The 25739-nt window shown below is 61.9% G+C and carries 27 protein-coding genes and 1 pseudogene; 19 read left to right on the top strand and 9 right to left on the bottom strand.

From position 1 onward, the window contains the following. Positions 1 to 108 precede the first annotated feature (108 nt). Complete coding sequence (locus X757_RS146520) at positions 109 to 1221, top strand: cytochrome P450 (protein ID WP_023726790.1); 1113 nt, start codon at positions 109 to 111, stop codon at positions 1219 to 1221. A 9-nt stretch (positions 1222 to 1230) separates the two neighbouring features. Here X757_RS146520 and X757_RS146525 read toward each other — a convergent pair whose 3' ends face one another. The 3 genes from X757_RS146525 to X757_RS146535 are packed head-to-tail and all read right to left on the bottom strand — an operon-like array spanning position 1231 to position 3349. Next, a complete protein-coding gene (locus tag X757_RS146525) occupies positions 1231 to 2019 on the bottom strand; it encodes a Stf0 family sulfotransferase (RefSeq protein ID WP_023701758.1) in 789 nt (262 codons plus the stop codon). 32 nt (positions 2020 to 2051) lie between these two features. Then, the gene (locus X757_RS146530; protein WP_023701757.1) at positions 2052 to 2918 is read right to left on the bottom strand and encodes an alpha/beta fold hydrolase; all 867 of its coding nucleotides are present in this window, start codon (positions 2916 to 2918) and stop codon (positions 2052 to 2054) included. Beyond that, on the bottom strand, positions 2918 to 3349 hold the full coding sequence (locus tag X757_RS146535; RefSeq protein WP_023672793.1) for a hypothetical protein: 432 nt from the start codon (positions 3347 to 3349) through the stop codon (positions 2918 to 2920). The genes X757_RS146530 and X757_RS146535 overlap by 1 nt, the downstream gene beginning before the upstream one ends. Positions 3350 to 3555: 206 nt before the next feature. Here X757_RS146535 and sseA point away from each other — a divergent pair, with 206 nt between their 5' ends. From sseA to X757_RS146550, 3 genes are all read left to right on the top strand, one after another. Further along, entirely contained in the window at positions 3556 to 4407 is an 852-nt protein-coding gene (sseA, locus tag X757_RS146540; RefSeq protein ID WP_023701756.1) for a 3-mercaptopyruvate sulfurtransferase, read from the top strand. 5 nt (positions 4408 to 4412) lie between these two features. Further along, positions 4413 to 4976: a GNAT family N-acetyltransferase gene (locus tag X757_RS146545; protein WP_023726789.1), complete on the top strand. Its 564-nt coding sequence runs from the start codon at positions 4413 to 4415 to the stop codon at positions 4974 to 4976. Between the two features lie 172 nt (positions 4977 to 5148). After that, the gene (locus X757_RS146550) at positions 5149 to 5616 is read left to right on the top strand and encodes a DUF1203 domain-containing protein (RefSeq protein ID WP_023726788.1); all 468 of its coding nucleotides are present in this window, start codon (positions 5149 to 5151) and stop codon (positions 5614 to 5616) included. Between the two features lie 387 nt (positions 5617 to 6003). On the opposite strand, the gene ald is transcribed toward X757_RS146550, so the two are convergent. Then, a complete protein-coding gene (gene ald, locus X757_RS146555; protein ID WP_023726787.1) occupies positions 6004 to 7131 on the bottom strand; it encodes an alanine dehydrogenase in 1128 nt (375 codons plus the stop codon). A gap of 155 nt (positions 7132 to 7286) precedes the next feature. On the opposite strand from ald, the gene X757_RS146560 reads away from it, so the two are divergent. Beyond that, the gene (locus tag X757_RS146560) at positions 7287 to 7760 is read left to right on the top strand and encodes an Lrp/AsnC family transcriptional regulator (RefSeq protein ID WP_023668897.1); all 474 of its coding nucleotides are present in this window, start codon (positions 7287 to 7289) and stop codon (positions 7758 to 7760) included. On the opposite strand, the gene X757_RS146565 is transcribed toward X757_RS146560, so the two are convergent. Continuing rightward, complete coding sequence (locus tag X757_RS146565; RefSeq protein ID WP_023726786.1) at positions 7757 to 8422, bottom strand: 5-formyltetrahydrofolate cyclo-ligase; 666 nt, start codon at positions 8420 to 8422, stop codon at positions 7757 to 7759. The genes X757_RS146560 and X757_RS146565 overlap by 4 nt on opposite strands. A 181-nt stretch (positions 8423 to 8603) precedes the next feature. Between X757_RS146565 and X757_RS146570 the strand changes: the two genes are divergently transcribed. Beyond that, positions 8604 to 9869: an NAD(P)/FAD-dependent oxidoreductase gene (locus X757_RS146570; protein WP_023691271.1), complete on the top strand. Its 1266-nt coding sequence runs from the start codon at positions 8604 to 8606 to the stop codon at positions 9867 to 9869. Positions 9870 to 10010: 141 nt separating this feature from the next. Beyond that, positions 10011 to 11990 carry a bifunctional 2',3'-cyclic-nucleotide 2'-phosphodiesterase/3'-nucleotidase gene (locus X757_RS146575; RefSeq protein WP_023726785.1) on the top strand — a complete coding sequence of 660 codons (1980 nt, stop codon included), beginning with the start codon at positions 10011 to 10013 and terminating at the stop codon, positions 11988 to 11990. A 60-nt stretch (positions 11991 to 12050) separates the two neighbouring features. On the opposite strand, the gene X757_RS146580 is transcribed toward X757_RS146575, so the two are convergent. Beyond that, the gene (locus X757_RS146580) at positions 12051 to 13301 is read right to left on the bottom strand and encodes a cyclopropane-fatty-acyl-phospholipid synthase family protein (RefSeq protein WP_023726784.1); all 1251 of its coding nucleotides are present in this window, start codon (positions 13299 to 13301) and stop codon (positions 12051 to 12053) included. Positions 13302 to 13561: 260 nt separating this feature from the next. Between X757_RS146580 and X757_RS1000000169425 the strand changes: the two genes are divergently transcribed. From X757_RS1000000169425 to X757_RS146600, 7 genes are all read left to right on the top strand, one after another. Beyond that, a complete protein-coding gene (locus X757_RS1000000169425) occupies positions 13562 to 13696 on the top strand; it encodes a hypothetical protein (RefSeq protein WP_023688440.1) in 135 nt (44 codons plus the stop codon). 114 nt (positions 13697 to 13810) lie between these two features. Further along, positions 13811 to 14068 (top strand): Dabb family protein, encoded by a 258-nt coding sequence (locus X757_RS1000000165790; protein WP_155922396.1) that lies wholly within the window; start codon positions 13811 to 13813, stop codon positions 14066 to 14068. Next, a complete protein-coding gene (locus X757_RS1000000169015) occupies positions 14040 to 14177 on the top strand; it encodes a Dabb family protein (protein ID WP_373432845.1) in 138 nt (45 codons plus the stop codon). The genes X757_RS1000000165790 and X757_RS1000000169015 overlap by 29 nt, the downstream gene beginning before the upstream one ends. 55 nt (positions 14178 to 14232) lie before the next feature. Then, positions 14233 to 15105 carry a VOC family protein gene (locus tag X757_RS146585; RefSeq protein ID WP_023726783.1) on the top strand — a complete coding sequence of 291 codons (873 nt, stop codon included), beginning with the start codon at positions 14233 to 14235 and terminating at the stop codon, positions 15103 to 15105. Further along, the gene (gene kdsA, locus X757_RS146590) at positions 15102 to 15980 is read left to right on the top strand and encodes a 3-deoxy-8-phosphooctulonate synthase (RefSeq protein WP_023706540.1); all 879 of its coding nucleotides are present in this window, start codon (positions 15102 to 15104) and stop codon (positions 15978 to 15980) included. Before X757_RS146585 ends, kdsA begins: the two co-directional genes overlap by 4 nt. A gap of 97 nt (positions 15981 to 16077) precedes the next feature. Then, positions 16078 to 16281 (top strand): dodecin family protein, encoded by a 204-nt coding sequence (locus tag X757_RS146595; protein ID WP_023668908.1) that lies wholly within the window; start codon positions 16078 to 16080, stop codon positions 16279 to 16281. 84 nt (positions 16282 to 16365) lie between these two features. Then, complete coding sequence (locus X757_RS146600; RefSeq protein WP_023668909.1) at positions 16366 to 16731, top strand: PRC-barrel domain-containing protein; 366 nt, start codon at positions 16366 to 16368, stop codon at positions 16729 to 16731. 82 nt (positions 16732 to 16813) lie between these two features. Here X757_RS146600 and X757_RS1000000169420 read toward each other — a convergent pair whose 3' ends face one another. Both X757_RS1000000169420 and X757_RS1000000168560 read right to left on the bottom strand, forming a co-directional pair. After that, positions 16814 to 16936: a hypothetical protein gene (locus X757_RS1000000169420; RefSeq protein WP_023668910.1), complete on the bottom strand. Its 123-nt coding sequence runs from the start codon at positions 16934 to 16936 to the stop codon at positions 16814 to 16816. 109 nt (positions 16937 to 17045) lie between these two features. Further along, positions 17046 to 18413: a hypothetical protein gene (locus X757_RS1000000168560; RefSeq protein WP_198020369.1), complete on the bottom strand. Its 1368-nt coding sequence runs from the start codon at positions 18411 to 18413 to the stop codon at positions 17046 to 17048. Between the two features lie 309 nt (positions 18414 to 18722). Between X757_RS1000000168560 and eno the strand changes: the two genes are divergently transcribed. The 5 genes and pseudogenes from eno to X757_RS146625 all read left to right on the top strand — a co-directional run. Further along, a complete protein-coding gene (eno, locus tag X757_RS146605; protein WP_023706542.1) occupies positions 18723 to 19997 on the top strand; it encodes a phosphopyruvate hydratase in 1275 nt (424 codons plus the stop codon). A 138-nt stretch (positions 19998 to 20135) separates the two neighbouring features. Continuing rightward, the gene (locus X757_RS146610) at positions 20136 to 20459 is read left to right on the top strand and encodes a septum formation initiator family protein (protein WP_023706543.1); all 324 of its coding nucleotides are present in this window, start codon (positions 20136 to 20138) and stop codon (positions 20457 to 20459) included. 195 nt (positions 20460 to 20654) lie between these two features. Next, complete coding sequence (pdhA, locus tag X757_RS146615) at positions 20655 to 21701, top strand: pyruvate dehydrogenase (acetyl-transferring) E1 component subunit alpha (protein WP_023682559.1); 1047 nt, start codon at positions 20655 to 20657, stop codon at positions 21699 to 21701. Between the two features lie 15 nt (positions 21702 to 21716). Beyond that, complete coding sequence (locus tag X757_RS146620) at positions 21717 to 23141, top strand: pyruvate dehydrogenase complex E1 component subunit beta (protein ID WP_023726782.1); 1425 nt, start codon at positions 21717 to 21719, stop codon at positions 23139 to 23141. A gap of 18 nt (positions 23142 to 23159) precedes the next feature. Further along, a pseudogene (locus X757_RS146625) lies at positions 23160 to 23463 on the top strand (biotin/lipoyl-containing protein); the annotation flags it as partial. A 246-nt stretch (positions 23464 to 23709) separates the two neighbouring features. Here X757_RS146625 and X757_RS146630 read toward each other — a convergent pair. Continuing rightward, positions 23710 to 25731: a hydantoinase/oxoprolinase family protein gene (locus tag X757_RS146630; RefSeq protein ID WP_023726780.1), complete on the bottom strand. Its 2022-nt coding sequence runs from the start codon at positions 25729 to 25731 to the stop codon at positions 23710 to 23712. Between the last annotated feature and the right edge of the window lie 8 nt (positions 25732 to 25739).

The raw sequence follows: 25739 nt of genomic DNA, 5'->3' as shown, positions 1-25739 counted from the left end.
GCCACAGAACCCGTTTTATCTCTGCGAATCGAATATGATAGCGTAGGAGTTTCTGGTCGAGATGTCGGCGCTGGCCGCCTGGTGTCTACGGCTGCGCGGGGGGCATCGATGGACGACCGGATACAAATCGAAAGCGTTCTCAACAACCTCGTCTATGCGCTTTTTGCTCATGGCGGGCAGGCGGAAACGAGTGGTCGGCCCAGCGACTTCGGCAACCTGGTTGTCTTTGACAATCCGGAAGCCGTCGACACAATCGTCAAGGCGCCGGAGCTCTTTCGGAAGAACTTCTCCCTGATCTCGGCGCTCGGTTTCAGCCGTTTCAACACGAACGATCAGGATTGGTCGGTCCGGCGTACCATCACCCAGGACGTCTATTTGGCGGCCGCCAAGCCGGCGCAGCAGCATCCCGTTGCGGAAATCTTCGCCACCTGTCTGTCCAGTAGCGACGCCACGCTACCAGCCATCCAGCAAGCGTTGTTCGCCGCGTCGATGACCATATTTTACCGGGCTTTCGGCCTTGTTCCCGATATGGCGGCGACGCTGTTGCTGCTCGACAGGGNGGTCGCCGATTTCGCATCGCTGCTGATGGCGGATCCCCGCGCCGCTGCGGAGATGGACCGCTTTAGAAGCGAAGCCACAGATATCGAAGGCTTCTCGCCGGTGGAGGAGTTTGTCATGAACTTCTTCGCAGGCGTCGAGACATCGGTGACGACCGCACTTTGGGTGATCGATCGACTCGGGGCAAACCAGCATGTGCAAGACCGTATCCATGCCGAGGTTCTCTCGGGCGATGCGCAGACGCCGTATACCGATTGCATGATCAACGAAACGATGCGCTTTTTCCCTCCGATTCCGTTCCTGACCCGGGAAGTCGGTGCCGACACGGTTCTCGAAGGTCGGCGTCTCTACGCCGGGCAATTGATCATGGTGTCGGTCGTCGGCGTGCACCAGAACCCGGCTTTCTGGTCAAACCCGCGTGTCTTCGATGCCAGCCGGAAGGAGTTCCTCGACAACAGCTTTGATCGGAGGGCCTTCATTCCTTTCCTCACCGGACCGCGCATGTGCGGTGGCGCACGTCTCGGCCGGCTGGAAGTTCGGGAGGCAGTCCTTGCCATTGTACGCCAGTTTGCTTTTAGCCGGGCCGACGATGTCATCCGGTTCGACTATGCGCTGGCACTGCGCCCGGCGCAGGGTGCCTCCGTCAGTGTTTCGCGTCGATGAAACGCAGGGTCAGGCATGGTCCTGCCAAAACCGAGCGACATAGTCCCCAAATTGCCTTTTGATCATCGCCTTGAGTTCGGCATCATGCGCATAGCGCGCACCCGTCGATACGGCTTTTGATTTCAACTCGAAACCTGGGAACCAGTTGCTCATCGTGGCGGAAACGTTTTCCTGCTGGTTGGCGACGAAGTCCTCGTAGCAGACCTCAGCCACTCTGCTCTGATCAAGGGTGTTCAGGTAATTTTTCCACCTGATTTCGCTGTCGAAAATATGTTGGGCGGTATCCCTGGCAACCCTCTCGGTCAAAATTGTCACCTTGGGGATTCCAGGCAGCGTCTCCCGACTGTCGAACGGCTGGCCAGTATGGAGCATCGAAAGCAGGCTTATGGTTTGATCCACCTTGTTTCTTCTTGAGAGGAAGACATAGAACGAGTTGCCGTCGTCGTTGCCGATCGAATTGCGTGCGAATGGCAGGTTTTCAAAAAAGATCTTGGCGGCGAACACACCGTTCTCAGTCCTTTTCGCCAGGAGCTGGCGACCATAGGCCATTGCCCGCTCGTTGAGTTTTTCAAGATCAATTGTGTTGTCGGCCGACCAGCGTATCGTCAGCGGCAAGGCATACTGCCACTGAAAATACTCGGTTGGGATTCCCAAGCCGAACTGTTGCAAGGTTTGGCAATAGGAATGCCCGGCCGTTCGCGGAGTGGTGCAAATCAGGATCTTGGCGGGATTTTCGGTTGAGCTTTGGCGATCATAGGTCGCCGAGATGTATTCACTGTACAAATCGTCGAAATGCATATCCGGAACCAACCCACAATCACACGCCAGATTTAGGCCGCAGACAGGAACCCCAGGATGAGCAGAGCCTGGTCCAGCGTCATCAGCGATGGCGGATCGCCAGCATCGATGTTGTCGACAAGCCACAGATCAGGCCGTGCGAGCCGTGTGCGCTCGATGGCCTGCCGGTCGACGAATTGGCTGTCGCGGCCGTACATCAACAGAACGTGGGCGTCGATCTTGGCAGCGATTGGGAAAAGATCGTATTGGCGGCCGGTCAGTGCGCCAAAATTTCCCGTCGTTGCGGGGTCATAGGCGAGCCGGAAGCCTTCGGGACCGGCTGCGATCCGGTTCTCCACATAGCGATTGAACACTGCGTCCTCGACCGGCCCCATGAGGGATCTGGTGGTGGCCAGATAGTCCTTGGCAGCCGCACGGCTCTCAAATTTAAGCGCACTTTCCTTCATGACGTTGTCTCTCATAGCGTCGACCTTAGGGCCGCCGAGCATTGGAACGTCGTTGAGAACGATTTTCGTGGCCTTGGAGCGAGTCATGTGCAGAAACAACAGCAAGATCGTGCCGCCCCACGAAGTGCCGATGAAGTGGTTCTCCGTGCCGGCGAACTCGCCAAGCGCGCGCAGGCACTTGGAATAGACGTTGATGTCGTAGCCGGAGCCCAGATAGGCGCTACGCCCGCGCCCCAACAGGTCTGGGCAGACAACCAGGAAACCATTGCGGCACAAGAATGTGGCGAGGTAGTTAAAATCGGCACCATTGCCGGTGAAGCCGTGAAGGCAGAAAACTGTGGCGTGAGGCGTGCCGGCTGGCCGCCAGATGCGCACGAACATTGCGGCATACCGGTCATCCAGCCGGATAAGTATTTCTTGCGTCAGTGCCTCGGCAGGCTTGGCCGAACTCATCAGATGTCGCGCTTGCGGACGGCACGCTTGACCGAGCCGCGGTTGTCAATGAAGTCGCGTTTCCAGAACACCGACTTGTCAAGGTTTATGAGCTTGGCGTTCTTGATAAGTGGCAGGATATGGGACGAAGACCGCGTCGCCAGCACCGTGACGGCGGTAGCGTCGCCGCCGGGAAAAGGATTGAGCGGACCGCCATTCTTCGCCCATGCCTCCGCTATCTCGCGACTGGTCTGGATCCATCCAACGTAGGCCACGATAACGTCGTCGATCGAGCCGATCATATGTGTCTGCTGATCCATTTGATAGCGTAGCGTCTTCACCATCAAGCCGAACTCGTAACCATCGAAAGGCGGATAGTGTGCAAGAAAATTGCAAACAAGCCCGAGCGAAGCCGGATTGCTCGGAGTTCGGGAAAACAAGAGATTGCTCATGTCGAGATTTTATTGACCCCGCCCATCCCAGATCATAACCATCACTCCGTACTCGCCACGAAACACGAAAACAATCAGAATCAACACACTGCTGCGGCTGACTACGTCGTGCGCTCGCCGCGCATTCAGATTGTCGGGCCAAACAGGATCCGGAACCGAATGGCCGCCAAAATATAGTAGTCGGCCAACAAGGCAGGAGAACAACGATGGCCGATGACAGCCCTTTCACAGTCGATGCGGACTGGTTGCAGAGCCGTCTTGGCGAGCCCGGCCTGACGATCGTCGATGCGTCCTGGTACCTGCCGGCGCAGAAGCGCGATGCACGCGCCGAATATGAGGCAGCGCATATTCCGGGTGCGCGCTTCTTCGACCAGGATGCGGCCTCGGACCCAGATGCCAAGCTGCCGCACACGCTGCCTTCGCCGCAGCATTTCGCGCAATATGTCGGCGCCATGGGTATTTCGGCCGACGACACCATCGTCGTCTATGACGGTCCGGGCTTCTTCTCGGCGCCGCGCGCCTGGTGGATGTTCCGTGTCATGGGCGTGTTCCAGGTCTATGTGCTGGATGGCGGCTTCGACCGCTGGAAGGCGGCCGGCCGGCCGGTGACGGCGGAGCCGACCAAGATCGCGCCAAACGTGTTCCACGCAGATTTCGACGCCGCCCGCGTCGCCAGCCTAGCCGACATGCGTCGCATCGTCGAAACGAAAGAAAGCCAGATTGCCGACGCCCGTGGCGCCGGCCGTTTCACCGGCACCGAGCCTGAGCCTCGCGCCGGCGTTCGCTCCGGCCACATGCCCGGCGCGCACAATTTGCCTTATTCGGCGCTGTCGCAGGACGGCGCGCTGCTGTCGAAGGACCAGTTGCGCAAGGCCATTGAAGATGCCGGCATCGATCTGTCGAAACCGATCGTGACCTCGTGCGGTTCCGGCGTGACGGCGGCGGTCATCACGCTGGCGCTGGAGACGCTCGGTCACACCGACAACCGGCTCTATGACGGCTCATGGACGGAATGGGGCGGGCTATCCGATACGCCCGTTGCAACGGGCAAGGAATGACGGCGATGGAAAACGGTGTGCTGGAAGACATCGAAGTCACGGTGACGTTTCTGGAAATGCATGTGCCGCCGGCCTATTCGCCGCCGGTGCCCTACAACAGGCAGATCGCGCTGTTGAAGACCAAGGACATTCCGCTGCATTTCTACCGCTATCTGATGGATCGGGTGGGGCGCAAATGGCATTGGGTCAATGTGCTGCGGTTGGACGATGAAGAGCTTGCGGCCGGCATTCACCGCGAGGACCGCGACATCCGGGTGCTTTATCTTGACGGCGCGCCGGCCGGGTTCTTCGACCTCAAGCCGCATCTGCCGGAAGAGGTCGAGCTCGCTTATTTCGGCATGATGGAGCATGCGACCGGGCTAGGCATGGGCCGCTGGTTCCTGGGCGCGGCGATCGCCGCCGCCTGGTCGTATCAGCCGAAGCGGGTGACGGTGCAGACCTGCACGCTCGACCATCCGGCGGCCTTGCCGCTCTACCAGAAGCTCGGTTTTGCGCCGGTGGCGCAAAAGAAGGAGATCGTGCATCCGCTGCCGTTCTCCGAGCGCTCGGCCAGCGTCATGAGGCCATGACATCCTAATTAGCCGGCTTGTTTTGCGAGACCGACCGCCATGCAGATTCATCGAGATTTCGATAGCGCCGGCTGATGATACCCAATTGACGCTTCGATACTTGGCAGGAATCGGGTGGGAAGCATCGGCATGGATGCATAATTTCTGGTCAACGACACCGGAGATTTCTGCCATGACCATTCAGTTCAAAGCCCTGCCAACCCAGGAGGTCAGAGCCCTGCAGTTTGGAGGCCCGGATGCCTACGGCCACACGCCCGAGCGAAAGATTTCCGACGGCGGCGGCATCCCTTGCCGGCACTGTCTGAAGAACATCGCCGCGGGCGACGTCTATCTCGTTCTGGCCTATCGCCCATTCCCGGATCTGCAGCCTTACGCTGAAACTGGTCCGATCTTCCTGCATGCGGAAGAATGCGAACGCGCCGCCGAGACCGAGCAGCTGCCAGAGGTGTTCGAAAGCCCCGACTACATCGTGCGTGGCTATGACGGGGATAATCGCATCGTCTACGGCAGTGGCGGCGTCATCGTGACCTCAGCAATCACGGCGCGGGCCGAAACCCTGCTCGAACGCGACGATATCGCCTACGTCCATGTCCGCTCGGCACGCAACAATTGCTATCAGTGCCGAATCGAACGTGCCTGACAAAAAAATGCCCGCCGTTGGTCTGGCGGGCAGTTGGGAACCGTGTGACGGCTCGATCCGTCAAGTTGGCACCCCTGTCTGTGCAGGTTTTTCGGATGGCTGATGTGAAACGCTTCACACAGCGCCGCGACTATCGCCGGCACACGGTGGCGCGCCGACTGGCGGCGAACTGTCGTACTGCCGTCGCATTCATACGTTCAAAGGTGAGTGTCGATGGGTTGCCGACCGCGGATGAACCGGCGGGGATCTCGATATCGAGGAAGCGGGGCTTTGGCTCCGCTTTTTGTTGCCGGTGTTTTGCCCGCAAGAAAAAACCCACCGGGATGAGCCGGCGGGCTGACGGGAGCAAGTCTTCCCAATTTAGGTGAGATCAGGATTTAGGTCTGGTCAGGCAGCCAGAACCACTTTCGGTTCGACCAGCTCATAGCCGAGTGCTTCGGCGACGGCGCGATTGGTGATCTTGCCCCTGTGGACATTGAGGCCGTTGCGCAAATGGTGGTCGTCGACCAGCGCCTTCAGGCCCTTGTCGGCCAGCTGCAGGCCATAATGCAGCGTCGCGTTGTTGAGCGCGTGCGCCGAGGTCACCGGCACGGCGCCCGGCATGTTGGCGACGCAGTAATGGATCACGCCGTCGACCTCATAGGTCGGCTCGGCATGGGTGGTGGCGTGCGAAGTCTCGAAGCAGCCGCCCTGGTCGATAGCGACGTCGACCAGCACCGAGCCTTTCTTCATGCCCGACAGCATTTCGCGGGTCACCAGCTTGGGTGCAGCAGCACCCGGGATGAGCACGGCGCCGACGACGATGTCGGCCGAGAAGCATTCTTCCTCAAGCGCCTCGACTGTGGAGTAGCGGGTGTGGACGCGGCCGGTAAAGAGGTCGTCCAGCTGGCGCAGGCGCGGGATCGAGCGGTCGATGATGGTGACGTCGGCGCCGAGGCCGACCGCCATGCGGGCGGCATGCAGGCCGACGACGCCGCCGCCGAGCACCGTGACCTTGCCGGGCAGTACGCCGGGCACGCCGCCGAGCAGCACGCCGCGGCCACCATTGGCCTTCTGCAGCGCGGTCGCGCCGGCCTGGATCGACAGGCGGCCGGCAACTTCCGACATCGGCGCCAAGAGCGGCAGGCCGCCCCNCAGGCCGCCGCGGTCGTCGGTTACGGTCTCATAGGCGATTGCGGTGACGCCGGACGCGAGCAGGCCCTTGGTCTGCTCCGGATCCGGGGCCAGGTGCAGATAGGCGTAGAGGATCTGGCCGTCGCGCAGCTGCGCCCATTCGTTGGGCTGCGGCTCCTTGACCTTGACGATCATGTCGGACTTGGCGAACACGTCGGCGGCGGTCCTGGCGATGGTGGCGCCGGCGGCGCGGTAGGCATTGTCATCGGCGCCGATGCCGGCGCCGGCGCCGCTTTCGACCAGCACTTCATGACCATGCGCGACATATTCGCGGACGGAGCCCGGCGTCAGGCCGACGCGGTATTCGTGGTTCTTGATTTCCTTGGGGCAGCCGACGCGCATATTTCTCTCCTGATCCGGCCCTTTGGGCTCGTTCCCTGTATCAACCGAGTGAACCACGAATCGTTGCGCAGGTGTTTGCGAATGCGCTTGCGCGGGGTCACGCGTTTCGATAATCGTTGCGCGAAATCAAGGAAATTTCGCAGGAATCACGAGAAATGCCGCTCGACAGGATCGATATCGCCATTCTCGAGGCTCTGCAGAAGGATGGGCGCATACCCAATGCGGCGCTCGCCGAAAGGGTCGGCCTGTCGCAGTCGGCCTGTTCGCGCCGGCTCGACAATCTGGAGAAATCCGGCACCATCCGCGGCTATCACGCCCGGCTTTCGAATGCCGCGCTCGGCCACCAGATGACGGCGATCGTGCACATATCGCTGTCGGGGCAATTCGAAAAGACGCTGTCGGATTTCGAGGCGGCGATCAAGCGCTGCCCCAATGTGCTGTCGTGCCACCTGATGTCGGGCGAATACGACTATATCCTGCGCATCGCCGCCAAGGATCTGGTCGACTATGAGCGCATCCACAAGGAGTGGCTATCGGCGATGCCGCATGTGACCAAGATCAACTCGTCGTTTGCCTTGCGCGAGATCGTCGACCGGACCGCCATGGGCATGAAGCCGGAACTGGCTTAGCCCTGAGCAGCCTCGGTCACCAGCCTATCCATTGGGATGTCGTGCGGCTGCGGGTAGATGGTGGCTATACGCTGCAGTTCGTAGCCGACGCCGATGACCAATGGCTTGAACGGCATGGCAGCCAGCGTGCGGTCGAAGAAGCCGCCGCCATAGCCCAGGCGGTAGTTTCGCGGGTCGATGCCGACGACCGGCGAGATGACGATGTCGGGCAGCACCGGGTCGCCTTCGGCGGGGATAGGGATGTTCCAGACGCCTTTTTCCAGCCGGTCGCCAGGCACATAAGCGCGGAAGATCAGCGGCTGGCCCTTCTCGATCACGATGGGCAGCGCCGTGCGGCCGCCGCGTTCGTTGATCGACGCCATCCACGGCCGCAGGTCCGGCTCGCCGCGAAACGGCCAATAGAGGCTGACCATGCGGCCGGCAATGTCGCCGATGGCCGCGTCGAGCCCTTCGGCGATAGCCCGCGACATCGCCACCCGCGCATCGGCGGAAACCGCCAACCGTGCCGCGATCAGACGCTCGCGCTCGGCCTTGCGCCAACGGCGCACATCGGTCCAGTCGGTCAATGGCGCGCGAAATTCCGGATCGAGTTCGTGCAAGAAGTAAGGCGGCGAAGAATATTGCGCCCGCCCTTTGCGATCTTTGTCATCGTCGTTGGCCATGCTTCACTCCCGTGGTTCCAGCCCCTGCAAGGCTATACCCGTCCAGGCTTGCCGACATAGGCATTCGCGACATCCGGCGACGAGTCCTGGGCAGCCTTACGCGCGGCAGTCTAGCGCGCCGCGACATTGTTGCGGTGCACAAAAATCACTAGATAAAGAGAGACAAACAGGGGTGAATGCGATGAGTGAAACCAGCCATCATGTCGTTGTCGTCGGCGCAGGGTTCGGCGGTCTCGAACTCACGCGGGCGCTGGCCGGCGCACCCGTGCGCATCACCATGATCGACAAGCGCAACCATCACCTTTTCCAGCCGCTGCTCTACCAGGTGGCGACCACCTCGCTGGCGACCTCGGAAGTTGCCTGGCCGATCCGTCATCTGCTGCGCAAGCGCGAGGACGTGACGACCCTGCTCGGCAACGTCACCGGCGTCGACCGTCCAGGCAAACGCGTGGTGCTTGAGGACGGCAGTTCTGTTCCCTACGACACGCTGGTGCTCGCCACCGGCGCGCGTCATGCTTATTTCGGCCACGACGAATGGGAGCCTTTCGCGCCCGGGCTGAAGACGCTTGAAGACGCAACCACCATTCGGCGGCGCATCCTGCTCGCCTTCGAGCAGGCCGAGCGCGAGACCGATCCGGCCAAGCGCCAGGCACTGCTGACACTGGTCATCGTCGGCGGCGGCCCGACCGGCGTGGAGCTTGCCGGCACCATTGTCGAACTCGCGCATGAAACGCTGCGCGGCGAATTCCGCAACATCGACACGCGTGAGGCGCGTGTGGTGCTGGTCGAGGCCGGAGACAGGATCCTAGCCAATTTCGCGCCAAAGCTGTCCGACTATGCGCGCAAGGCGCTGGAGCGGCGGGGCGTCACGGTCGAGCTTGGCCGCGCCGTCACGCGCCTCGATGCCGAAGGCGTCGTCTTTGGCGATACGCATCTGCCGGCGCGAACCATCCTGTGGGCCGCCGGCGTGGCGGCTTCACCCGCGGGAGAGTGGCTGGGCGCGCCGGTGGACCGGGCGGGCAGGGTAATGGTCGAGCCCGATCTGACCGTGCCGAACAGTCCTGAAATCTTCGTCATCGGCGACACCGCGCATGTCTTGCGGCCGGACGGCAAACCGGTGCCCGGCGTGGCGCCCTCGGCCAAGCAGGAGGGCAAGCATGTCGCCGCGACGATCAGGGCGCGGCTGGCCGGCGATGGCGCGCCGCGGCCTTTCCGCTACAAACATGCCGGCGACCTGGCGACGATCGGCAAGTGGGCAGCCGCGATCGATTTCGGCTCGATCAAGCTCACGGGATGGCTTGCCTGGTGGCTGTGGGGCGTGGCGCATATCTACTTCCTGATCGGTTTCCGCAACCGGCTCTCGGTGTCGCTTAGCTGGCTATGGATCTATTTCACCGGCCAGCGCAGCGCGCGGCTGATCACCCAGGGCGACGATGACAAGGGCTGAGGTTCTCAACCGCGGCCAAGGATATTCATCCAGCCGTCACCTTTTGCTGATCGACTGACTTCCCGATGGACATGGCCGGTTTTCGGCGCGAAGCTTCCGCCCGGGGCTGGGATCTTGTCACGTCGCTGGGAAGGAAAACCAATGCCGCATCTCAATTACCCCGTCTCCCGCCGTAGTTTTCTTGCCGGTACGGCCGCCAGCGGGGCGCTGATCATGCTCCATCCGTTTTCCGCCCGCGCGCAGGCCAATCAGGCGCATCTGAGGATCATGGAGACCACCGACATCCATGTGAATGTGCTGCCTTACGACTACTACGCCGACAAAGCCAACGACACGATGGGCCTGTCACGGACGGCCTCACTGATCGCGGCGGTGCGCAAGGAAGCCACCAATGCGATGCTGATCGACAATGGCGATCTTTTGCAGGGCAATCCGATGGGCGATTACATCGCCTATGAGAAGGGCCTCAAGGAAGGCGATCTGCATCCGATCATGAAGGGCATGAACCTGCTGGGCTATGAATGCTCGACGCTCGGCAATCACGAGTTCAATTACGGCCTGTCGTTCCTCGACAAGGTGCTGGCCGGAGCCAATTTCCCCTTCGTCTGCGCCAATCTGATCCGCGGCACCGAGCTTGCCGCCAAACCGCGCGACGACAAGCTCTACCTCAAGCCCTATGTCATCCTCGACAAGAAGATCAAGGACGGGTCGGGCGCCGAGCAGCCGATCAAGATCGGCATCATCGGCTTTGTGCCGCCGCAGATCATGGTCTGGGACCTGAAGAACCTGGAAGGCAATGTCAGGACGCGCGACATCGTCGAGGCGGCCAGGGCATGGGTGCCGCAGATCAAGGAGGAGGGCGCCGACATCGTCATCGCGCTCTCGCATTCCGGCATCGATATCAAGCAGGGCGACGGCATGGAGAACGCCTCCTTCTTCGTCGCCGGCGTCGAAGGCATCGATGCGGTGTTCACCGGCCATCAGCATCTCGTCTTCCCCGGCAAGAAGGATTTTCAGGCGCTCGAAGGCGTCGACACCGAGAAAGGCACGCTGCAGGGCAAGCCCGCCGTGATGGGCGGTTTCTGGGGCTCGCATATGGGACTGATCGATCTGCTTCTGGAACGGGACGGATCGAAATGGCGCGTAGCCTCGGCCACATCTGAGGCAAGGCCGATCTACGAGCGCGTCGACAAGGCAAACAAGCCGACGGTGGCGGACGACCAGCGCGTCGTCGATGCGCTGAAGGCGGACCATGAGGCGACACTTGCCTATGTCCGCCGACCGGTCGGCAAGACCTCGGCGCCGCTCTATTCCTATTTCGCGCTGGTCGCCGACGATCCGTCGGTGCAGATCGTCAACCAGGCGCAGAGCTGGTACCTCAAGGACATATTAAAAAGCACGCAGTGGAAGGACGTGCCGCTGCTGTCGGCGGCGGCGCCCTTCAAGGCCGGCGGGCGCAACGGCGCCGACTACTATACCGACGTGCCGGTGGGCGACATCGCCATCAAGAACGTCGCCGACCTCTATCTCTATCCGAACACGGTTCGTGCCGTCGAAATCACCGGCGCGCAAGTGAAGGAATGGCTGGAAATGTCGGCCGGCATTTTCAGGAAGATCGAGCCGGGCAAAGCCGACCAGGCGCTCATCGACACCGAATTCCCGTCCTACAATTTCGATGTGATCGATGGCGTCAGCTACGGAATAGACCTGTCGCAGCTGCCGAAATACGATGCCAAGGGTGGCGTCGCCAATGCCGGCTCGAACCGCATCGTCGGCCTCAGCTTCGACGGCAAGCCGATTGATCCGGCAGCGAAATTCGTCGTCGCCACCAACAATTACCGCGCCGGCGGTGGCGGCAATTTCCCCGACATCAATGCCTCGAAGATCATCTACGAGGCGCCGGACACCAACCGCGACGTGATCGTGCGCTACGTCGTCAGCGAAGGCACGATCAACCCCTCGGCCGACGACAATTGGTCGTTCACGCCGCTGCCCGGCACCAGCGTCGTGTTCGAGACCGGCCCCAAAGCGAAGGATTTCATATCTGGGGTGAAATCGCTCAAGATCGAGCCGGCCGGCGAGGGCGAATCCGGGTTTGCGAAGTATCGCATCCTGCTTTGAGGCAACGTGCAGCTAACAGGGAAAACGAGCGGGCATACGCCCGCTCAATCACGCTTCGGATCAGGCTTTGTAGACCACTTGGCGCACGTCGATGTAGCTGGCTCTAAAGCCGGCTTCGCAATAGTGGAGATAAAATTCCCAAAGCTTCTTGAAGCGGTCGTCGAAGCCGAGCGGGACGATCTTTTCCCACGACGCCCAGAAGCGGTTGCGCCATTCGGCAAGCGTGCGGGCATAGTCGTCCGGAAAGACGCGCTCGCGCAGATGGGAAAGGCCATGGTCGCTGCCCAGCGTCTTCAGGATCGACGGCGTCGGCAGCATGCCGCCCGGGAAGACATAGCGCTGGATGAAATCCGGCCGCGCCCGATAGGTGTCGTAAGCGGCCTCGTTGATGGTGATGATCTGCAGGCCGGCGGTGCCGCCGGGCCTCAGGCACGCCTTCATCTTGCCGAAAAAAACCGGCCAATATTTTTCGCCGACCGCCTCGAACATCTCGATCGAGGCGATGCGGTCGTAAGTGCCCGTTTCATCTCGGTAATCCTGCAGCTTGATGTCGACCTTGTCGGCAAGCCCGGCCTTCTGGATGCGCGCCTTGGCAAAATCGTGCTGTTCGCGGCTGATGGTCAGGCCGGTGACGCGGCAGCCGATCTCGCGCGCGGCAAATTCGGCAAAACCGCCCCAGCCGCAGCCGATCTCGAGCACATGGTCCTTCTTGCCGATGCCGGTATCCTTGGCCAGCGCGCGGTATTTGGCGGCCTGAGCGCTTTCCAGGTCGTTGGCGCCGGTCGCATAGAGCGCCGACGAATAGGTCATGCTGGGATCGAGCCATTGCTTGTAGAAGGCGTTGCCGAGATCGTAATGCGCCGAGATGTTGCGCTTCGAGCCGGTGCGGGTGTTTTCGTTGAACCAGTGGCGGATGCGCTGGACCGTGTTGATGAGCCAGCTGGCGCCGCCGGCAATGCGCTCGCCAACAGCCGAGTTGACGACGAACAGTTCGAGGAAGCTGGTTACATCAGGGCTTTCCCAGTCGCCGTCCATGTAGGATTCGGCAACGCCGATGGTGCCACCGGAAAAGGCACGGCCGGGCAGGCGCCAGTTCTTCAACACCAGTTCGGCATCCGGGCCGGGTCCGTTGCCGCCGACAAGAACCGCCCGGCCATCCGGCATCCTCACCTTCAGCGAACCGCGCGGCAATTTCATCGCCGCCGACAGCACCATGCGCGCCTTGGCCGGCAGGCCCTTGACCATCTCGGCGAAATTGAGTTCGTCCAGCCTGATGGCGTCGCCGATGCCTTTGTATTCCCTGACAGCCATCTCACACCCCCCTGGACTTCCGCGGGGGCGGCGCAAGATCTGCCGGCCTCCACATCCTCCACTTTCATTCGCCAGGCGCGAACGCCGTAGCCTGCTTAAAATTTTCGCCACAATCTTCCACCGCATCGACCGGAACTTCAAGAGGCAAGCCGTGCCCGGCACTGGCCCAGGTGGCGTGCCCTAGGCCAGAATCGATGAGGGCGAGCGACCGCCGGTGAAATCGCTATGGTTACGAACAGCCACATACGTTAGTTTCAGCCATGCGTTATGTCATCGTCATCGTCGCCATCGCCTTTTTCCTGATCTGGGACGGCCTCTACAATCAGGGCCGCTATCTCGACACGACGGTCAGGGAGATGTCGCGCGTCGTGCGCTACGTCACCGGCAAAGCCTAGCTTTTTGCGCCTCTGCAAAGTCGCCTGCCGGCATTGCCGGGCGCGACATCGTGGCGGTTGACGCGACGGTCCCGCTCACACAAAACATGCCGCAAATCGAACGTGGAGGCAGGCGTGATCCGGCATATCGTTTTCTTCAGCGCGCGGCGCAAGGACGATGTCGAGGCCGTGCGCACGGGCTTGCTCGCGCTGGGCAAGATCCCGCATTCAAGCCTCTTCGAGGTGACGCTCAACACCAAGGTCGATCCGCTGTCGGATGCGATCGACGTGGTCGTCTATGCCGAGTTCGAGGATGATGCCGCGCTTGCCGCCTACAAGGCGCACCCGCNCGGATGCGATCGACGTGGTCGTCTATGCCGAGTTCGAGGATGATGCCGCGCTTGCCGCCTACAAGGCGCACCCGCTCTATGCCGAGACGACCAGCCGGGTCAAACCATTGCGCGAATTGCGCTATTCGGCCGATGTCGTGGCGATGGCCTGATCGGGCTGGCAAGAGGCCTTGAACCGATTTCCGGAATGATGCACACCGCGCCGGCATGACCAGCACGATCCATCCGCTTGACCATCTTGTGTTGCCGACGGCGAGCCTCGCCGTGGCGCGGGCGCGGCTGACATCGCTTGGCTTCATCGTCGCACCAACCGGCATCCACCCTTTCGGCACCGAAAATTGCTGCGTCTTCCTTGCCGACGGCACCTATCTCGAACCGCTGGCGGTCGGGAATGAACAGGCTGCAGACGAGGCATTTGCCGGTGGCAATGTCTTTGTCGCGCGCGACCGGCTCTATCGCGCCAGGCTGGGCGATGAGGGCTTTTCCGCCGTGGTGCTGGCCACCGACGATGCCGATGCGGACCATGCGCGCTTTATCAAAGCCGGCCTGTCGGCGGGAGACGTACTGAGCTTTTCCCGCGCCTTCACCGACACGGCCGGAAAGAGCGACATGGCCTCGTTCAAACTGGCTTTCGCCGCCGGCGCCGAGACGATGGACGCCTTTCTGTTCGCTTGCGAGCGGATCAACGCCCCTCAAATCGACCGTACGGCGCTGCAGGCTCATGCCAATGGCGTGACCGGCATTGCCGAAATCGTTGCGGTCAGCGGCGTGCCATCCGAAAAGCGCCACCTGATCGAGACAGCGACGGGTTCGAGGCAGAGGAGCAGCACGGCGTTCGACCTGGCGAACGCGCGTTTGAGCGTTCTCAAGCCCGCGGCTTTCGCTGAGCGCTTCGGCATGTCGGCTGGCGCGCCGACGGACCTTCGCTTCGCCGCGATCGTCTTTTCGGCCCGCAGTGTCGGCGCTGTCGCGAGGCTGCTTGCAGACAACGCCGTCGGGCACGATATAGCGGGCAACGAAATCGTCGTGCAGCCGGCATCCGGACAGGGCGCGGCTTTCACCTTCCGGGAGACCCCATGAGCAAGCCGCAAGGGCCTAATTCGATGGCGCCGAATTCGTCGGTAACCGTCGGCAACGTCGTCTTCGACAACAGCGGGCCCTTGGCGTTGATCGCCGGCCCGTGCCAGTTCGAATCGCGCCAGCACGCTTTCGACATGGCCGGCGCGCTGAAGGAACTGACCGGCAAGCTCGGCATCGGCCTCGTCTACAAGACCAGCTACGACAAGGCCAACCGCACCTCGCTGTCGGCAACGCGCGGCGCCGGCATGGACGCGGCGCTTCCGGTGTTCGACGAGTTGCGCAAGGCGTTTTCGCTTCCCATTCTGACCGATGTCCACACCGAGGAGCAGTGCGCGATCGTAGCGCACCATGTCGATGTGCTGCAGATTCCGGCCTTCCTGTCGCGCCAGACCGACATGCTGGTCGCCGCGGCCAAGACCGGCAAGGTGATCAACGTCAAGAAGGGGCAGTTCCTGGCGCCCTGGGACATGAAGAACGTGGTGGCCAAGATCACCGGCTCCGGCAACCCCAATGTGCTGACCACCGAGCGCGGCGCTTCCTTCGGCTACAACACGCTGGTGTCGGACATGCGGGCTTTGCCCGTGATGGCCGAGATCGGCGCGCCGGTGATTTTCGACGCCACCCATTCGGTGCAGCAGCCGGGCGGGCAGGGCGGTTCCTCCGGTGGCGAGCGCCGCTTTGTCGAGACGCTGGCGCGGGCTGCCGTTGCCGTCGGCGTCGCCGGCGTGTTCATAGAGACCCACCAGGATCCCGACAATTCGACCTCCTCCGACGGGCCCAACATGCTGCCGCTGAAGGACATGCCGGCGCTGCTCGAAAGACTGATGGCATTCGACCGCATCGCCAAGAATGCTGCTGACCTGAACCGAGGCTGATGGATTCGGCGATGGCGCGCGCGCTGCCCTGCTTGTGGAAGGCATAAGCCGGCTGTAGGCTCGCTGCTGCAAATGAGCGTCTTGGCAGGAGGAAGCCATGTCCGTCGCCCGCGTCACCGAAATCACGTCGTCGTCGAAAAAGAGCTTTCAGGACGCCATCGAGAAGGGGATTGAGCGCGCCTCAAAGACCCTGAAGAACGTGGAAGGCGCCTGGATCCAGGACCAGAAGATCGTCGTCGAGGACGGCAGGATCGCGGCCTATCGCGTCAACATGAAGGTGACGTTCATCCTCGCGGAGTAACCGCCCGCCGCTCGAAAAAACGGGAACTTTCGCCCGCGCCCCTCATTGTCAAAGTATCGATCAACGACATGAGGAGCAGCAGCCATGACCACCCAGACAGGCCACACCGAAGCCATCGCCGCTTCGCGCGTCATCGGCACGTCGGTCTACAACACCGAAGGCACGAGCATCGGCAGCATCGAGGACATCATGCTCGACAAGACGTCGAACGGCATCATGTTCGCGGTTATCGGGTTCGGTGGATTTCTCGGCATTGGCGAGAAGTATCACGCCATTCCGTGGGCGAGCCTCGACTATGACGAGGACAAGGGCGGCTATGTCGTGCCGTTCTCGAAGGAGCAGCTGAAGGCAGCACCCGCCTATTCGATCAATGAACTGGCCGGCGCCGATGGCGAGGCCGCGCGTGATGCTTCCTATGATTACTACAAGGTCACGCCGTATTGGCATTGATCAGCTGCGCTGACGCCTGACGTGAAAAGGCCCCCGAATTCCGAAACGGGGGCCTTTTCAGTGCAACCCGACAGTTTCTAAATTATTCTGCCGCATGAAACGTGGACAGCTGCGTCGCCGCCCTTGGCGGCTGCTGCGTATCGCAGGACGTCAGGAACGCCGCCGCGATCAGGAACAAACTCACGATACCGCTCAACTCGGACATGGCGAAACTCCTCCTGTTTCGCCCCGCGCATCACCATCCTAGTCGACACAGAGATTGTTATCTCTGAATTATGATGACGTGGTGTTGTCGAACGTGATCCGAGGCATGCTCAGCCGAGGAGTCCGGCATTCTTCACCGCCTTGAAAACCTTTTCGTGCCAGGCGATCCGATCCGCTTCGCCATTGGCCTGCGTGGCGGAATTGGCGTTGCCGACGTTGATCGCGCGCGAGATCTTTTTGATCAGGCCGGCATCGGCAAAGGCATTGCAGCCTGACCCTTTCCATTCGGCGCAAGCTGCGAGCAGCGAAGTCTGCGGATCCTCGATCAGTTCAGGATGATTGGCGAGGTCAACCTTGGCGAGCTTGCCCTTGGCCGTGTACGCGTCGCGCCCGGTGGTCTGGAACGTGCCGCCGCCGCGGAAATTGAAGCCGTCCAACGTTCCTTTCACATTGCCCATGCGGCCGCCATAGGCCCAGTCGCCCAGGGCTTGCGGCTTGCGCAGCAGGTTGTCCCCGATCCACTGATCGGTCTTGCCCGCGGCTCGCGACCTCCATGCGTTCCGGATTGCCGCCACGGTCGTGTAGGTCAGGGATTCGCGAATGAGGGTGAAGCCACCGGTTTCCATCGCCGCTTGAGCGAAGAAATGCATCAGCCGATCATAGTTGTTGCACACCCCATGATCGCCAAGTGTCTTGAGGCCTTTTTCGGAGGTAAAGGCGCCGATGTAACCGTCATAGATTGTTCGCTTGGAACCGCTTGCCGGTCTGGGCGAGAATTTCTGGAAGACCGCTGCTGGCAAACCCTTGCTCGGATCGCCCGCAACGGCTTCGAGCACGCTCTCGACACTCTCGGTCGACAGCACCGGTTCGCCTTCGACGACCACCGAAGCATTGGGAATTCGCTTGCCGTTGCTTTTCGGGAAGCCACCGCCGGCAAAGGTTTTCAGATCGTCGATGAGGGCGATTACGCGTGTCCGGCTCTCCGTGAAATCCATGTCGGAAAGAGGACCGCTCACCTTCTTCGTCGGGTTGATGCATCCGACGCTGGACAGGAAATTGACGCCCGGATGGATCAGGATTTCGGTGCGCTTGTTGGTCTTCAGCAGTTCGAGTCCAGGTTTGGGTGGCGTCTTGCCGCCAGTGTAGCCGATGGTCACATATTTGCCTCCGGCCTGCGTCGCCAGTGGATAGGTGCCGGGCTCGATGCGCCTGCCATTGTCTTCTTTGGAATTGTCGCCTGGGCCGCGAGATTCACACACGAACCCCGATAGACCCGTTACTGCCGTGCCGTTGTGAAAGACTTTATAGGTACCAACTGTCCTGCGTCTGGTGCCCCTCGTATGCTCGACTTGGCGACTAATAAGAAGTTCCCAGCCAGTACCTGAAATCGCTGCCATTGCCGCCTCCCCAAAGAGTTCAAGTTTGTTGATTTCACTGTGGTCGCCAAATAGTTCGCGTTGTAGATGTGACCCTAACATCTTCGAATTCTCTGCATTGTGAAGTTTGTCACGTTGGCGGTAGCCTCTTTTGAAGCATCGGGTGGAGTTTGTGTGCCGCCTGGTTTCGTGACAAAGGCATTGCCGCAGGGGCGGGGCACCCACCCCATGCCGCGCCAGACATATGACGTCTGGGCGGGCTGTTTGCGTTCAGATGGCGTCGCCCATGCCCCACGGCCTGAGCGCATGGGGCGATCGTCACTATTATTTCATGCCATTCCTGATTGCCTTTTGCGGCACTTTGGCTAAGAGGGGCGCGACGCTTTCAATCGATCAATCGGGGACATCGCAATGACCGCCATCATCGACATTGTCGGGCGTGAAATCCTGGACAGCCGTGGAAATCCGACCGTCGAGGTCGACGTCGTTCTCGAAGACGGCTCGATGGGCCGCGCCGCCGTGCCGTCGGGCGCGTCGACCGGCGCGCATGAGGCCGTCGAACTGCGCGACGGTGGCGCCCGCTATCTCGGCAAGGGCGTGCTCAAGGCGGTCGAGGCCGTCAATGGCGAGCTGTTCGAGGCGATCGGCGGCATGGAAGCCGAAAACCAGATCCACATCGACCAGACCATGATCGAGCTCGACGGCACGCCCAACAAGAGCCGGCTCGGCGCCAACGCCATTCTCGGCGTTTCGCTGGCGGTCGCCAAGGCAGCAGCGGAAGCCGCCGGCCTGCCACTCTACCGCTATGTCGGCGGCACCAAGGCGCATTTGCTGCCGGTGCCCATGATGAACATCATCAACGGCGGCGCGCATGCCGACAATCCGATCGATTTCCAGGAATTCATGATCCTGCCGGTCGGCGCGCCGACGCTGCGCGAAGGCGTGCGCTGGGGCTCCGAAATCTTCCACACGCTGCGCAAGAAGCTGAAGGATGCCGGCCACAACACCAATGTCGGCGACGAAGGCGGCTTCGCGCCCAATCTGAAGAGTGCGCCGGTGGCGCTCGATTTCATCATGGAATCGATCGAGAAGGCCGGCTTCAAGCCGGGCGAGGAGATCGCGCTTGGTCTCGACTGTGCGGCGACCGAATTCTTCAAGGACGGCAATTACGTCTATGAGGGCGAGAAGAGGACCCGCGATCCCAAGGCGCAGGCCAAGTACCTGGCCAAGCTTGCCGCCGACTATCCGATCATCTCGATCGAGGACGGCCTGGCCGAGGACGACTGGGAGGGCTGGAAGTACCTGACCGACCTGATCGGCAACAAGACGCAGCTGGTTGGCGACGACCTCTTCGTCACCAACACGGCGCGGCTGCGCGACGGCATCCGCATGGGTGTCGCCAATTCGATCCTGGTCAAGGTCAACCAGATCGGCTCGCTTACCGAAACGCTCGACGCTGTCGAGACCGCGCATAAGGCAGGCTACACCGCAGTCATGTCGCACCGTTCGGGCGAAACCGAGGATTCGACCATCGCCGACCTCGCCGTCGCCACCAATTGCGGGCAGATCAAGACCGGTTCGCTGTCGCGCTCGGATCGCATGGCCAAGTACAACCAGCTGATCCGCATCGAGGAAGAGCTCGGCAAGCAGGCGCGCTACGCTGGCAAGTCGGTGGTCAAAGCCTAAATTCTGCCGAACTGGCGAAAACGATGGAAGGGCGGGATTTTCCCGCCCTTTTTCGTTGCGGCCGCTGGCTAATGCACCTGTCCGTAACCGTCCATTAAGCACAATCGAGCGACAAATGGCGGTCAAAGGATTGCGACCATGTGGACACGCCAGCACAAGCAGAGAAACACCGGCCGGCTGATCATCCCGTCCCTTTGCGTGGCGTTCCTGGCCTATTTCGGCTTCCATGCCTATCATGGCGAGTTCGGCATCAATTCCAAATATCAGCTCGAAGCGCAGACCATCGAATTGCAGGCCAAGTACGATGCCATCAAGGCGCGCCGGGTCGATCTGGAGCGGCGTGTCCAGCTGATGCATGAGGGTACGCTTGAAAAGGATATGCTCGACGAGCAGGCACGCCGGGCGCTCAATCTGTCCCAGCCCGATGAAATCACCGTCATGCTGCCGGCCAATTCGAAATAACCAAGTTTCAGTTAATCGCTGTTATCTCTAATGATTCTGGGCGTTTAGGCGCATGCCAGCCATGCATTTTTCTGCATGGCGAAACGCGGTCTCGCATGTTAGCTTCCCTCCAATCGGTGGGGAGGAGCTGATCCTCCCCGGAGCAGACATGGTCTGCTTTAGTGTCCGCAAAGAGACGCCAACAGGGAGTGATGCATGGCCACCGCCGCCAAAAAAGCGCCTGCCAAATCCGTTAAATCGACGTCCGCCAAATCAACGGGGCTTTCCGCCCCCAAGCCGGCTGACTTCACCAAGGACGAGGAGCTTGCCGCGTACCGGCACATGCTGCTTATCCGCCGCTTCGAGGAAAAGGCCGGCCAGCTCTACGGCATGGGCTTTATCGGCGGCTTCTGCCACCTCTATATCGGCCAGGAAGCGGTCGTCACCGGCATGAAGATGTCGCTGATCAACGGCGACCAGATGATCACCGCCTATCGCGACCATGGCCACATGCTGGCGATGGAACTTTCCCCGCGCGGCGTCATGGCAGAGCTGACCGGACGCCGTGGTGGCCTGTCGAGGGGCAAGGGCGGCTCCATGCACATGTTCTCCAAGGAGAAGCATTTTTACGGCGGCCACGGCATTGTCGGCGCGCAGGTCTCGCTCGGCACCGGTCTCGCCTTCGCCAACCGCTACCGCGACAACAACAATGTGTCGCTGACCTATTTCGGCGATGGCGCTGCCAACCAGGGCCAGGTCTATGAAAGCTTCAACATGGCCTCGCTGTGGAAGCTGCCGGTGATCTACATCATCGAGAACAACCGCTACGCCATGGGCACTTCGGTGTCGCGCTCGTCGGCCGAAACCAATTTTTCGCATCGCGGCGCCTCGTTCAAGATTCCCGGCATTCAGGTCGACGGCATGGATGTGCGTGCGGTCAAATCCGCCGGCGATCAGGCGACCGAATGGTGCCGTGCCGGCAACGGTCCGATCATCCTCGAGATGCAGACCTATCGCTATCGCGGTCACTCGATGTCGGATCCCGCGAAATACCGCTCCAAGGAAGAAGTGCAGAAGATGCGCTCGGATCATGATCCGATCGAGCAGGTCAAGGCGCGGCTGACGGCCAAGAAGTGGGCGACCGAGGACGAGCTCAAGAACATCGACAAGGAAGTCCGCGACATCGTCGCCGACGCCGCCGAATTTGCCCAGCACGACGCAGAGCCGGATCCGTCCGAGCTCTGGACCGACATCGTATTGTAACGGGAGGGCAAGGACATGCCGATCGAAATTCTCATGCCCGCTCTCTCGCCGACCATGGAAGAGGGCAATCTTTCCAAGTGGTTGAAGAACGAGGGCGACAAGGTCGTCGCCGGTGATGTCATCGCCGAGATCGAAACCGACAAGGCGACGATGGAAGTCGAGGCCGTCGATGAAGGCACGATCGGCAAGATCGTGGTTCCCGCCGGCACCGAAGGCGTCAAGGTCAATGCGGTGATCGCCGTGTTGCTGCAGGACGGCGAAAGTGCAGGCGATGTCGAAAAGAGCGGCCAGCCTGCCTCAACCCAGGATGCCGTTTCCGCTGGCGGTCAGCGGACCGATGCAGCCGAGGAAGGCTCAAAGGCGGCGGCTCCCCAGGATGCCGGCGAGGCTCCGAAGGCAGTTCCCGCCGCTCCGGCAGCCAAACCTGCCGCCGATCCGGATATTCCCGCCGGCACCGAGATGATCTCGACTACGGTGCGCGAGGCCTTGCGCGATGCCATGGCCGAGGAAATGCGCCGCGACGGCGATGTCTTCGTCATGGGCGAGGAGGTCGCGGAATACCAGGGCGCCTACAAGATCACGCAAGGGCTGCTGCAGGAATTCGGGCCGCGCCGCGTCGTCGACACGCCGATCACCGAGCACGGCTTTGCCGGCGTCGGCGTCGGTGCGGCGATGGCCGGCCTGAAGCCGATCGTCGAGTTCATGACCTTCAACTTCGCCATGCAGGCGATCGACCAGATCATCAACTCCGCGGCCAAGACGCTCTATATGTCGGGCGGCCAGATGGGCGCACCGATCGTGTTCCGCGGACCGAACGGTGCGGCCGCCCGCGTCGGCGCCCAGCATTCGCAGTGCTATGCCGCCTGGTACAGCCATATTCCCGGCCTGAAGGTGGTGATGCCGTACACGGCTGCCGACGCCAAGGGCCTGCTCAAGGCGGCGATCCGCGATCCGAACCCGGTCATCTTCCTTGAAAACGAAATCCTCTACGGCCAGTCCTTCGACGTGCCGAAGCTCGATGATTTCGTGCTGCCGATCGGCAAGGCGCGCATTCACAAACAGGGCAAGGACGTCACCATCGTCTCGTTCGGCATCGGCATGACCTATGCCATCAAGGCGGAAGCCGAACTGCGCGGCATGGGCATCGATGCCGAGATCATCGATCTCCGGACCATCCGCCCGCTCGACCTCGACACCGTCATTGCCTCCGTGAAAAAGACCAACCGCCTGATCGTGGTGGAAGAAGGTTTCCCGCAGAACTCGGTCGGCGACCACATCGCCAACCAGGTTTCGCAGCGCGCCTTCGATTTCCTCGACGCGCCGGTCATCACCATCGCCGGCAAGGACGTGCCGATGCCTTATGCGGCGAACCTCGAAAAGCTGGCCTTGCCCAATGTCGGCGAGGTCATCGAGGCCGTCAAAGCCGTCACGTATCGCTGAGCCGGTCGGGAGGACATCATGCCAATCAACATCACCATGCCGGCGCTGTCGCCCACGATGGAAGAGGGCAATCTTTCCAAGTGGCTGGTCAAGGAAGGCGACAAGGTTTCGCCGGGCGACGTGATCGCCGAGATCGAGACCGACAAGGCGACGATGGAAGTCGAGGCCGTCGATGAGGGCACGGTCGCCAAGCTGGTCGTTCCGGCCGGCACCGAAGGCGTCAAGGTCAATGCGCTGATCGCCATTCTCGCCGGCGAAGGCGAGGATGCAGGGGCGGCGGCAAAGGGTGGTGGCGATGCCGCGCCCGCGAAAGCCGATGCCAAGCAGGATAAGGCGTCAATCTCCCCACCCGTGGGGGAGATGTCGACGAAGTCGACAGAGGGGGGCGCTGCCCCGCCGACCTCTCAGTCTGTCGCGCCCCCCTCTGGCCTGCCGGCCATCTCCCCCACAAGGGGGGAGATTACCCTAAAGCGCGTCGCGCTGAACGGATTCATACGACGCGCTTTAAGTCTTTGTTTTGATGCATGTTGTTGTCCCAGAACCGCGGCACACTTCTGGGCGACATGCATTAAACCGCAATCCTCGGCCGACCCGATGCAACCGCCACCACATGCGCTTCGATAAACATCCGTTGGGCCTCAACCGTAGACACCTTGAACTCGGTCGAAACGTCGATCTCGGCATTATCCGTGCCGGCATCCTTCGCCCGCTCGGCCACAATCGCCCGCACATCAGCCTCCGCTGCCGCGATCGCCTCGGCCTCGTCCGTGAAGTCGCGCACCGTTTGCCCCGACGCCAAACGAAACAAACCTTCCCTGGGCTGGCTGACGCGGGCTTCGGCGGAGACGCGGACCTGGCCGACGACGGCGCCGAGCGCGTTGGCGACATCGGTATCCTCCGGCACCACGCACTCATTACCGACCAGCTCGGCCAAGCCGGCATAGTGCAGCGGCGCCGAGGCGCCGAGGCCAATGACCGGACGATCGAGCGCGACGCTGAGCCTTGCGATGCCGGGATGGGAATCGACGGCGCGCTGCACCAGCGCATGCGCGACGGTGGCGGCGCCATCCAGCCCATCCTCGGCAAAGGCTGTCTCCAGAATGTATTCTGCCGACCAGCGCGTGAGCGTCAGCAGCACGCGTTCGGAAATCACCTCCGGAGACGGCGCGATGTACTGGCCTCGCCCATCACGCTTGCGGGCAAACAGTTCGGCGGCGAGCCGGGCCGCAAGCGGGTCCCAGTTGGCCTGCTTGCCGAGCACATGGGCGGCGTCCGAGGGGGTGAAGCCCGAGATATGCACAAGACCGCGCGAGACCAGCCGGTTCAGCGTGGCGTTCTGGGCGTTCGAGGTGAGCAGCCTGTCGATGGCGAGCGGCACGGCACCAATCAGTTCATACAGTTTCGCCTCGGGCGCGGTCAGGCCGGCGGCGAGCCTGTCCGGCACGCCGGTGCGCAACGCGAAACGGCCATCCATGCGGCCGGGATTGGGCGCGCGCAGTTGGCGTTCGAGTTCGGATGTCACTGAAGCACCATGCATCATGCCGGCCAGCGCCAGTGGCACCAGGCGGCGCGGCCCGAGCAGGATTTTCGGGTTGAGCGCGCCATCTTCCAGCGCCACTTCGGAATCGCCGCCGAGGCCGAAGGTGCGCATGGCGACCGCCTCGACCATGGTGCGGAAGCCGCCGACAGTGGCGCCTTCGGGATCGAGCCGAGGACGGCCGCCGTCGAGCACGGCGACATCGGTGGTGGTGCCGCCAATGTCGGACACCATGGCGTTGTCCAGGCCCGTCATGTGGCGGGCGCCGACCAGGCTGGCGGCCGGGCCGGAGAGGATGGTCTCGATCGGCCGCTGGCGGGCAAACGCCGCCGAAACCAGCGCGCCATCGCCGCGCACCACCATCAGGGGCGCTGCGATGTTGCGGGCTTCCAAAAATCCTTCGGTTGCCGCCACCAGCCGGTCGATCATCGAGATCAGCCTGGCGTTGAGCAAGGTGGTGAGCGCGCGACGCGGACCGCCGAGCTTGGCCGACAATTCATGGCTGGCGGTCACCGGCAGGCCGGTCTTTTCGCGGATGAGGTCGCGCGCGGCGAGTTCATGCGCCGGGTTGCGGGTGGCGAAATAGGCGCACACGGCAAAGCCCGACACCGAGGCGCCGAGTTCAGGGAGTGCTGCTTCCAGCCCCGACAGATCGAGCTTGGCGGCATTGCCGTGCACGTCATGGCCGCCCGGACAAAACACCACCGGATCGGTGCCGAGCGCCGTCTTCAGCCCGTCGCGCGCAAGGTCGGCCCCGGTAAAGCCGATCATGATGAGCGCCACACGCCCACCCTGGCCCTCGACCAGCGCATTGGTGGCGAGCGTCGTCGACATTGACACGAGTTTGATCGCGGACGGATCGGTGGCGGATTTTCCCAGCACCGCATCGACCGCGCCGGAAATGCCGACAGCAAGATCGTGCCGCGTGGTCAGCGCCTTGGCCTTGGCCAGCACCTTGCCTTTTGGCCCGCCTTGTTCCGACCACAGCACGGCATCGGTATAGGTGCCACCGGTGTCGATACCGAGGAACAGGGGTTTTGGCTTGGCGGTCATGTCTGGCG

Source organism: Mesorhizobium sp. LSHC412B00 (genome assembly GCF_000503035.1).
Taxonomy (GTDB): Bacteria; Pseudomonadota; Alphaproteobacteria; order Rhizobiales; family Rhizobiaceae; genus Mesorhizobium.
Note: the sequence above shows the minus strand (reverse complement) of the source record. Positions and strands in the feature narration are given on the sequence as shown.